10 protein-coding genes are annotated in these 10,099 nt (G+C 45.1%); 9 read left to right on the top strand and 1 reads right to left on the bottom strand.

From position 1 onward, the window contains the following. Window positions 1–5: 5 nt before the first annotated feature. The 9 genes from EC604_RS02790 to EC604_RS02750 all read left to right on the top strand — a co-directional run bounded on the left by EC604_RS02790 (window position 6) and on the right by EC604_RS02750 (window position 9,056). Window positions 6–857, top strand: coding sequence for a 3-hydroxyacyl-CoA dehydrogenase family protein (locus tag EC604_RS02790; protein ID WP_123062635.1), 852 nt, complete (start codon window positions 6–8; stop codon window positions 855–857). Window positions 858–875: 18 nt separating this feature from the next. Further along, complete coding sequence (locus EC604_RS02785; protein ID WP_123062634.1) at window positions 876–1,925, top strand: HAD-IIIC family phosphatase; 1,050 nt, start codon at window positions 876–878, stop codon at window positions 1,923–1,925. Between the two features lie 15 nt (window positions 1,926–1,940). Next, a complete protein-coding gene (locus EC604_RS02780; RefSeq protein ID WP_090914983.1) occupies window positions 1,941–2,204 on the top strand; it encodes an acyl carrier protein in 264 nt (87 codons plus the stop codon). After that, entirely contained in the window at window positions 2,201–3,085 is an 885-nt protein-coding gene (locus tag EC604_RS30100) for a hypothetical protein (protein WP_192895044.1), read from the top strand. The genes EC604_RS02780 and EC604_RS30100 overlap by 4 nt, the downstream gene beginning before the upstream one ends. A gap of 25 nt (window positions 3,086–3,110) precedes the next feature. Next, window positions 3,111–3,875, top strand: a complete 765-nt coding sequence (locus EC604_RS02770; RefSeq protein WP_123062633.1) for a thioesterase II family protein — start codon at window positions 3,111–3,113, stop codon at window positions 3,873–3,875. Between the two features lie 18 nt (window positions 3,876–3,893). Further along, window positions 3,894–6,227, top strand: coding sequence for an ABC transporter permease (locus EC604_RS02765; protein WP_123062632.1), 2,334 nt, complete (start codon window positions 3,894–3,896; stop codon window positions 6,225–6,227). Between the two features lie 15 nt (window positions 6,228–6,242). Further along, entirely contained in the window at window positions 6,243–7,010 is a 768-nt protein-coding gene (locus EC604_RS02760) for an ABC transporter ATP-binding protein (RefSeq protein ID WP_123062631.1), read from the top strand. A 61-nt stretch (window positions 7,011–7,071) separates the two neighbouring features. Next, entirely contained in the window at window positions 7,072–7,725 is a 654-nt protein-coding gene (locus tag EC604_RS02755) for a TetR/AcrR family transcriptional regulator (RefSeq protein ID WP_123062630.1), read from the top strand. 2 nt (window positions 7,726–7,727) lie between these two features. After that, window positions 7,728–9,056, top strand: coding sequence for an MFS transporter (locus tag EC604_RS02750; RefSeq protein ID WP_123062629.1), 1,329 nt, complete (start codon window positions 7,728–7,730; stop codon window positions 9,054–9,056). A 238-nt stretch (window positions 9,057–9,294) separates the two neighbouring features. Here EC604_RS02750 and EC604_RS02745 read toward each other — a convergent pair whose 3' ends face one another. Next, window positions 9,295–9,924: a YfbR-like 5'-deoxynucleotidase gene (locus EC604_RS02745; RefSeq protein WP_090914967.1), complete on the bottom strand. Its 630-nt coding sequence runs from the start codon at window positions 9,922–9,924 to the stop codon at window positions 9,295–9,297. Window positions 9,925–10,099: the final 175 nt, after the last annotated feature.

Here is a 10,099-nt window from a genome sequence, read left to right as displayed (position 1 = left end):
TAGGTATGCATAATCAGCTTATTGCCATCATTGGCGCAGGCGTTATGGGATGTGCTACAGCACTGGATGTTGCCAGAGCGGGGTATCGGGTCATTTTGCAGGATCATTCAGAGTCCGTGATCGCCCAGGCACCTGATGTTATACGTCGTGAATACCGTTCAGCCTGTTTCTTGAAACAAGGATACGGTGAGGTTCCGCTCGATATCATCATGGATCGAATATCGTTCCAAATGCATGACGAAGGTGTGGAAGAGGCCAGCATCATTATTGAAAATGTGACCGAAAATATAGAGTCCAAAAAGGAAGTTTATGCGCGTTTGAGTCAGAAGGTCCGTCCTGATGCTCTTTATGCGTTGAACACAAGCTGTATTTCAGTAACCAAGCTGGCCTCCTTTTTACCTGATCCAAGACGTGCGATAGGTGTACATCTGATGAATCCGGTTCCCGTTAAATCGATGGTGGAGGTGATCAATGGGCATCATACAACACCTGAAACAGAGCAAGAGATGGTAGCGTTTCTGGAGTCTCTCGGCAAAAATACGGTCGTCATCGAGGATTTGCCGGGCTTTGTATCGAATCGACTCTCGCATTTGTTAATGAATGAAGCGGCCTTTATTGTGCAGGATGGTATCGCTACAGCTGGGCAGATCGATGCCATCATGAAAAAGGGCTTTAATTATCAGATGGGCCCGCTGGAGACAGCTGATCTGATCGGTCTGGATACCGTCGTGCATTCGCTTAAAGTGCTGTACGACAGTTATCAGGATCCCAAATTCCGCTGTTGTCCGCTACTGCAGAAAATGGTGGATGCTGGACACTGGGGACGCAAGACGGGGCAAGGGTTCTATGCCTATTAACGAAAGGGAGGCATGTCCATGGAGCGGTTGAAGGATATCAAATGTGTCGTATGGGATCTGGATCACACGATCTGGGATGGGGTCTTACTTGAATCCGGAGATGTGAAGTTAAGGGCGCGTATTAAGGAGGTGATAGAACAATTAGACCGCCGCGGTATACTGCACTCCATTGCCAGTAAAAATGATGCAGAGCTGGCTTGGGCCAAACTTACCGAATTGGGCATTGCTGAGTATTTTTTATACCCCGAGATTCACTGGGATGCGAAGTCCATATCCGTTGGGCGTATTCAGCAGAACATCAATATCGGAATGGATGCCGTCTTGTTTGTGGATGACCAGCCGTTTGAACTGGAAGAAGTGAAAAGTGTACATGCAGATATTCAGGTTCTTCATGCAGATCACTATGAGACGATGCTAAATGACCCGAGACTAATGCCTCGCTTTATTACAGCAGACTCTTCTCGCAGAAGACAGATGTATAAGGCAGATACACTTCGAAAGCAGGCCGAAGAACAGTATGAAGGTCCTTCCGAGAAGTTTCTGGCTTCACTTGGTATGAAATTTACCATCTATGAAGCGACAGAGGATGATCTTCAGCGAGCGGAAGAGCTCACGGTTCGTACCAATCAGTTGAATGCTACAGGGATCACTTACAGTTATGAGGAACTACATCAGTTGATGACTTCAGAGGATTACTTGCTATTGGTGTGCGAACTTGAAGACAAGTACGGAACATATGGAAAGATCGGGCTTGCGCTTATTCATAAGCAGCCGGATATATGGAGACTGAACATGTTGCTGATGTCGTGCCGCGTCATGTCTAGGGGGGCAGGAAGTGTATTGCTCACTTATATCATGCGTGAAGCGAGGCAACAGGGTAAGCAGATGCTTGCTGATTTCAGAGATACCGGCAGAAACCGGATGATGAATATCAGCTATCGTTTTGCTGGTTTTACACAGCTCTCTGCAGACCCTGACGGAAAGATTGTCTTTTCGCATGATCTGAAGCAGGTTGTGGAGTTTCCGGACTATATTGAAGTTAGTGTGCCTGAAAGACAACATCAATAACAAGGGGGAAGAGCAGTGGATTATCGTCAGGAAATTCGAGAGTTTATCGGAAACAATCTTACTATGGAACATGAGGACGCTCAAATTAGCGACAACGACAACTATTTTGAAATGAGATTTGTTAACTCACTCTTTGCCATGCGTTTAGTGGATTTTGTAGAGCGTAGATTCCAGATTGAGATCGGAAATGATGATCTGGATTTGGCCAATTTCAGTACCATTAACCGATTGCATGATCTCATTGAGAGAAAGCTTGCTGCCAAGGAGGTGGCACGATGATTACAGCCAATCAGCCATCTGTTCGTCCAATGGCGAGCCCGGCAGCCAGTCCTTCCAATAAGTATATGTACCTGTTTCTGGCGATGTCCTTTGGTACTTGTTATGGTATTGCCAGCTTGTTCATGTTCTTTCCTGATTTTATTGTACCAATTACTGGTGAGCTTCATCTGATGCATCCGTTAGCTATCGTTGCTCTGTACTCTCCTTCCATTGCCGGATTAATTACTTGTTATTTAATGGGGGGCAAAGACGCGCTGAAAGGCATGTTCTTGAAGCTGGTTCCGCGAAAAAAAGATCTGTTCTGGATCCCTGTAATTATTGGTATTTCCATCATATTTGCTTCATCAATGCATTTTGGCTCCCTGCTATTCGGCATACCGGTTCCCGATCTGACATATAGTGTACCTGAAATGATTTGGCTCGGCATTTTGAACTTGTTCAAGGAGACGGGGCTTATCGGCGGTTTATTTGGCTGGATTGGATTCTTGCTTCCGTTTCTGCAAGGCAAGTTAAAAAACAATGTAACAAGTGGTCTGATTACAGGACTCCTGTTTGGACTATGGGTGCTTCCGGGGTATCTGATTTCATCTTTTGGTACTTCAACCACATACATATACTACGTGGTGCAGCTTATGGCGTTTATCGTGTTTCAGAGCTACATCTTCAATGCTACCAAAGGCACACTGTTGTTTTACCTTCTTGCCTTCTGGCTTGTCGCTACAGGAAGTCAGATCGATCTGTATTACTTCAATCCGCAAGTACAGATCATGCAATTTTTCTTTTTTGTAACGTCGGCAATTATCATTCATATCGTCTTTAAACTCAAAAAAGTCGACACAACGCTCCAGACATTTCCTGCATATGTTCTAGACGCGAAATAAAGCAATTAACGGTGGTGATGGAGTGATGGCGCAGAATTATCTTGAACGACTGCAGAAGGGCAGGGGGAACAGGCAGGTGATCTGTTTTCCTTATCTGGGTGGATACTCTCAGAGTTTTTATCCTTTAGTATCTCACCTTCCGGATACGGAAATATGGGCATTTACCCCTCCCGGCCACGGGATGAATTCGGAAGAGCCTCTGGAACATATGCAGCAGCTTGTAGAGCTCTATACGAACGAACTGTTGTCTATAATCCAGCCTGGTGCAATGTTGTTTGGGCACAGCTTGGGCGGAATTACAGCTTATTATGTTGCTCGGCGGTTACAAGAGGAGCTTCCAGATGTAGCGAAGACATTAAGGCTTGTGTTATCCGCCTGCAATACACCTGCTGAATGTGGATTGAACCGTTATGATCAGATGTCTGATGAGCATCTGATCGATCACCTTTTTTCCTATGACGGTCTACCTAAAGAGCTCATCCACGAAAAAGAACTTTTGCAGTATTTCATGCCTGTAATTCGGGCAGATTTTCGAATGCTGGAATCCGCTGCGACACTTGAATGTCAGCCTCTCTCACTGCCAGTGCTCTATCTGTGGGGAGAACGGGACGATGCCGTTCCCCTTCAGTCGGCACTCAAGTGGGAACGATATTTTGATGTACCGATGAAGCTGCAGACCATTAGAGAAGGGACACACATGTTTATCATGCACCACCCTTCAACAGTGGCGTATTATCTGACAAGCTTTATGACTCCAGAAGTAGAACGACTGAACATAGTAGATAGATGAGAGGAGCCATGTTAGTTTATGCTGCTGAGAATGCTGAGAAACGACTTAATGAGGAAAAAAGGAATTACGGTTGCGCTGTTTATTTTTGTCCTGCTGGCTGCTTTGCTGGTATCTTCCGGTTCTCGAATGATCATGGAACTGACGAGTTCCATTCAGTATCTGTTCTCTGAATCGAAGACACCTCATTTTGTGCAAATGCACGCTGGAGATCTGGATCAGACCAAAGTGAATACATGGGCCGAAGGAAATGCAATGGTTGAGCAACATCAGATTGTCGAGATGGTTAACATCAATGGAGCCAACCTTTACCTCGGTGCAGAGTCCGAGAAAAACACTGTCATGGATATTGACCTCGTTACACAAAATCAGCAATTCGACTATTTGTTGAATCTGAACAGTGAGATTATCCAAGTTCGTGATGGCGAGATTGCTGTACCTGTGTATTATTTACAGCAAAATAAATTAAATATCGGTGACCAGGTTCGGATCAATAATGGGGCTTTTGAACGTTCATATACCATTGTTGATTTTGTGCGTGATGCACAAATGAATCCATCTGTTGTGCACTCAAAGCGGTTTATCGTAAGCCCGAATGATCTGGAGCAATTGAAGCAAGGAGTCGGAGAGATGGAATATCTTATTGAGTTCCGACTGCATGACCCTGCCAAAACAAGTGAGTTCACCCAAGCGTATCAAAATGCAGGGCTTCCTAATGCTGGCCCGGTGGTGACCTATGGTTTGTTCCAGCTCCTCAATGGGATGACAGACGGAATTATTGCAGCCGTTATTATTTTGGTCAGCCTGGTGCTGATTCTGATTGCGATGCTGTGTATTCGTTTTACCATGCTTGCAACAATTGAGGAAGATTACCGAGAGATCAGCGTGATGAAAGCCATTGGTATCGCAGAAAAAGATATCAAGCGGCTCTATTTGGTCAAATATGTGTTTATGGCAGGTTTTGCTTCCATCTTGGGATACGTCGCTTCCCTCGGAGTGAACCAGCTCTTTGTATCTAATATTATGCTGTACATGGGGAAAGCACCGGCTACATTACTGCATTTCGCCGTGCCTCTGCTCGCAACAGGTTTGATTTTCACCATGGTTGTTCTGTTCTGCCGTGCAGTGCTTCGTCGTTTTCGTTCGATCTCTGCTGTGGAGGCCCTTCGCACGGGAAGTTTGGGGGATACACAGATCGTTCGCAACCGTTTAAACCTGTCACGTAATCGCTGGTCTTCCGTGCCTGTTTTCCTTGGGTTAAAAGACGTGATGCAGCGTGTCAAAATGTTCCGTTTGTTATTATTCGTATTCATCGTCAGCTCATTTATTATGATCGTACCGCTTAACTTTTTGAACACACTGCAGGCTCCAAGCTTCATATCCTATATGGGTGTAGGGCAAAGTGATATTAGAATCGATCTTAGACATACCACTGATGTAGAGCAACGTTATGCTCGTCTGGTGAATCAAATTAAAAACGATGCAGATGTTCAAAAATATTCCCCTCTCGTAACAAGCCAGTTCAAGATTCGTAATGCAGAAGGCAGTTACGATAATCTTAGCGTGGAGAGCGGAGACTTCAGTATATTTCCTTTGTCTTATCTAAGTGGAAATGCCCCAGCGACAGATCGTGAGATTGCTCTCTCGGATGCAAACAGCAATGAGCTCAAACTTAAAACGGGGGATCAGCTGACCTTGCAAGTGGGCGGTCAAGACCAAGTAATGACGGTCAGCGGCATCTATCAGGATGTGACGAATGGCGGAAAAACAGCAAAGGCGCTTTTGCCTTACAACAAAGACAGTGTGCTGTGGTATGTGGTCAGTTTGGATCTGAAAGACCGTGATGTGATGGCTGCCAAAATTGCAACATATGAGAAAGACTTCTCGCCAGCGCGCGTAACTGATCTTCAAGGATACTTGAATCAAACGCTTGGTGGTACAATTCAGCAATTAAAGCTGGTGACAACACTTGCACTGGCCATTGGAGTATTCATTTCTATTTTGATTACCTCACTGTTCCTACAGATGATGGTTGCCAAAGATAACAACGATATTGCTGTATTGCGAAGCATCGGCTTTGCGTTATCCAAGATCAAGTTGAAATATGTCGTGATGTCATTGGTCATCCTGATTGTAGGTGTAGCCGCAGGCACAATCTTATCCAATACACTGGGTCCAATGCTGGTAAGTGGCATTATGTCCTCCTTTGGCGCCTCAAAGATTGTATTTGTGATTAATCCGGTGCAGGCGTATGTACTCTGTCCATTGCTGCTGGCAGGAACGATCATCATTACAGCCTGGATCAGCATTCAGTCGATTCGGGAAACTAGCATTTCGAAAATGATAGTTGAATAGGGAGGCATAACGAAGATGACAACAATACTAGAAGCTAAAGACGTGAATAAATCCGTAGCGATTGGCGAGAATGAAGAACATCGCATTCTGAAAGATATTAATCTGCAGCTCAGAAAAGGAGAATTTGTCTCCATTATGGGCCCATCCGGTTCGGGTAAATCGACCTTGCTCTATAACATCAGTGGCATGGATCAGATCAGCACAGGCAGTGTGTTTTTTAACGGTAAACAAATATCGGCTTTCCCGGAGAAAGATCTGGCGAGTTTACGCTTGACCAAAATGGGTTTTATTTTTCAGAACATTCATCTGCTCAAAAATTTAAACTTGCTCGACAACATCATCCTTTCTGCTTATCTGGCCAAAAACAGCAACCGGGACACGATTAACAACCGTGCAATGTCATTAATGAAAAAAATGGGAATCGACGAACTGGCTGAGCATAACATTACCCAAGCCTCAGGGGGACAACTGCAACGGATCGCGATATGCCGGGCTTTGATCAACAATCCGGATATTTTGTTCGGAGATGAACCTACCGGGGCGCTGAATTCAAAATCAACACATGAAATCATGGACATTCTTGGTGATATTAATGCCACAGGCACAACGATTTTACTCGTGACTCACGATGTTAAAGTTGCAGCCCGCTCCGAACGAGTGCTGTTTATGATGGACGGCAATCTGGTTGCAGACAAAAACATCGGAAAGTATGACCGGGACAAACAGGATTTGAAGGCGAGAGAAAGTCGGCTAGGACAATGGTTGACGGAAATGGGGTTCTAAACTTAGAGCTTCATGACTAAAATAGACCGACAGTCGGTCGAGAGGTAATGGAGGACAGAATATGAGATTGATGAAAAATCCGGAGGAACGCAGAAATGAAATTTTGGATGCGGCTGAAATTCTGTTCGTGACCAAAGGATACACCAAAGCAACGATTATGGATATCCTCCAGGCATGTGATATTGCCAAAGGCACGTTCTATTACTACTTTGAGTCCAAAGAGGAGGTTATGCATGCCATCGTTATGCGTTTTATTATGAGCGGCGAAGCGGCGGCGAGGCGTGTCGTGGCAGATCCCGAGCTTAGCGCGCATGATAAAATTTTCCGCATCATTATGACTCAGAATCAGCCTGATGATCGCAAGCTTGGCGTGATCGAGCAGCTACACAGTGTACAGAATGTGGAGATGCATCAAAAAAGCCTGGTTGAAACGGTTCTCCGTCTCAGTCCCATTCTGGCAGAAGTCGTGGAACAGGGCATACAGGAGGGGGTATTTCATACCCCCGCTCCTCAGGAGAGCATTGAGTTTCTACTCGTCTCCTCGCAGTTTTTGCTGGATCAGGGTATTTTTCATTGGCAGGAAGAAGAGTTTCAGAAGAAGGTTAGAGCATTCAGTCAGATTATGGAGCGGGTTCTGGGTGCTGCAAATGGAAGCTTTGCTTATGTAACGGAACTATATTTCCCACATAAAGCTCAACAAGTAAAGGAGTCGTAACTATGGAACAAACTGTTCACAAATCATTTGGTAAGTTTCTGATTGTCTGGTTTGGTCAACTGATCTCGATGATTGGTATCGGATTGACCGCGTTCTCTCTCGGGGTATATGCCTTCGAAAAAACAAACACGGCAACCAGCGTTGCGCTGATTACGCTATTCACGTTTTTACCCAACATCTTGCTTCGTCCGATTGGAGGAGTGATGGCTGACCGGTTTGACCGCCGTACGATGATGATCATTGGTGACCTTGGCTCTGCGGCCGGCCTGGTCTTTATTCTGTCGATCATGCTCACGGGCGATATCCAGTTATGGCATATCTATGTGGGTGTGGCATTCAGCTCGGTGTTCTCGGCGCTGCAAAGTCCGGCATATAAAGCGTCAGCGACGGACTTGTTGGATAAGGACCAGTTCTCTAAGGGAAGTGGCCTAGTACAGCTTGCGGAATCCTCCAAGTTTTTATTTTCACCGATTATCGCGGGTATTTTGCTTAGTGTAACAACGATTGAAGTTATTATGATCATTAACATTGCGACATTCCTAATTGCCATTCTGGCCGTACTCGTTATTCGCAAGAGCATGAAGGTGGAACGAGAGGATAAGGATGATCGCAACTGGCTGACCGATATTCAGGAAGGCTGGAGAGAAGTTGTCACCAACAAAGGCGTACTGCTACTTGTTATTATCATCTCCCTAGTTACCTTCTATCTCGGGTTTCTGGAAACGCTCATTGGCCCCATGTTACTCTCGTTTACTGATGCCAAGACACTGGGAACGTTTCAGTCCGTTAGTGCAATCGGTATGCTGATCAGCAGCTTGTGCATCGGTATTTTCACCATGACCAAGAAATATGCCAGTGTGCTGGTTGCAGGTCTGGTCATGTGTGGTCTGGCGTTCTCCTTATTGGGTGTTTCTACGAATATTTACTTTATCATCTTTGCAGGATTTCTGTTCCTTTCATCGTTGCCATTTGTTAATATGAGCGCAGATGTATTGGTGCGGAACAATATTGCCAATGAAAAGCAGGGCAGAGTATGGGGGATTATCGGTATCCTGTCCCAGCTTGGTTTTATAATCGCGTACAGTTTAGCCGGATTTTTGGCGGACCATGTGTTTAATCCACTGCTGGTGGAGGGAGGAGCGCTGGCGTCATCCGTGGGTCAGATCATTGGAACCGGGCCAGGGAGAGGTATAGCCTTGCTGTTTATCATAGCGGGACTGTTCGTTATTCTGATTGCGATTATCACGTCACGTTTGAAAATGATCAAATCCCTGGAACAGAGCAGTGATATCGCTTCACCTCCTGATGTGGGCGGACTTGCGCATGATTAATGATTCATCAGTTAGTAGTGATACAGTAGAGTAGGGGAAGAGAGTCCTCATCTGATCTCGTGTAACGATCTGTATATCGGACGTTATGCAATGAGTTCAGACGAGGGCTTTTTTTATCTAAACGATGCAATCGTGCAAATCAGAAGTGGCACGACTAAAGAGGATGACACGAGCCAGCATCTCAAAGCAACAAAAAAAGCTCTGTCCATGGATCAAATTCATCCGGTGGGCAGGGCGATTATTGGGATAATGCTTCTTCAGTAATTTTGCGGATATCAAACGGGGAGCGGTTACCCTCTTCGATAATATCGGGCAGGATGTGGTTCAGGAAATAACGAACACAGTGGAGGTCGATGTTTTTGATTTTGATTAACGCGTAGCGGTACATGACAATGAATTCTTTTTCCGTATTGCCACGTTGCAACTCTGCAAATGCTTCATACACTTGATCCATTTTATCAGCTACTTCAAGGATAAGCCCTTCAACGGAGTTGTCTTTACCTTCACGCAATTGTCTGCGGAAAATGTCTTGAAACTCAGGTGGGATATTCTCATTAATAAAATGGGATACCATGCCTTCTTCCACCTGTTGCAGCATGGAACGAAGCTCCAGCGAGTAGTGTTTGACCGGTGTTTTGATATCACCAATGAAAATTTCGCCATAATCATGGCTGCTGGTGATCTCGTATAACTTTTTCCAATCGATGCTTACACCTTGCTGTTCTTCGATATCGGCGAGTGTTTTGGCGTATTGCACGACTTTCCAGGAGTGGGCGGATACACAATGTTCTTCGAACTTGAATTTGCCAGGGGTACGAATGATACGTTCAAGATCGTTCAGTGATCGGAAGTAGGTATGGATTCCCATAGATGTGATCATCCTTTGCTAATTTGGGTGGTCGATACACCGACTATACTGTCGTTATGTTAACCGAAGATTAACGATGTATACACTATTTGTAAATTTGTAAAAGGAAGGTCAAAAGCCATGTGGGATGCTGAATCAGATTCGGCATCCCACATGGCTTTGAGCAAAGGTGAAA

Origin of the sequence: Paenibacillus amylolyticus (assembly GCF_003719335.1) — a bacterium.
Classification (GTDB): Bacteria; Bacillota; Bacilli; order Paenibacillales; family Paenibacillaceae; genus Paenibacillus; species Paenibacillus amylolyticus_D.
The sequence above is the reverse complement of the archived record's forward strand: the minus strand, read 5'-3'. Positions and strand labels throughout refer to the sequence as shown.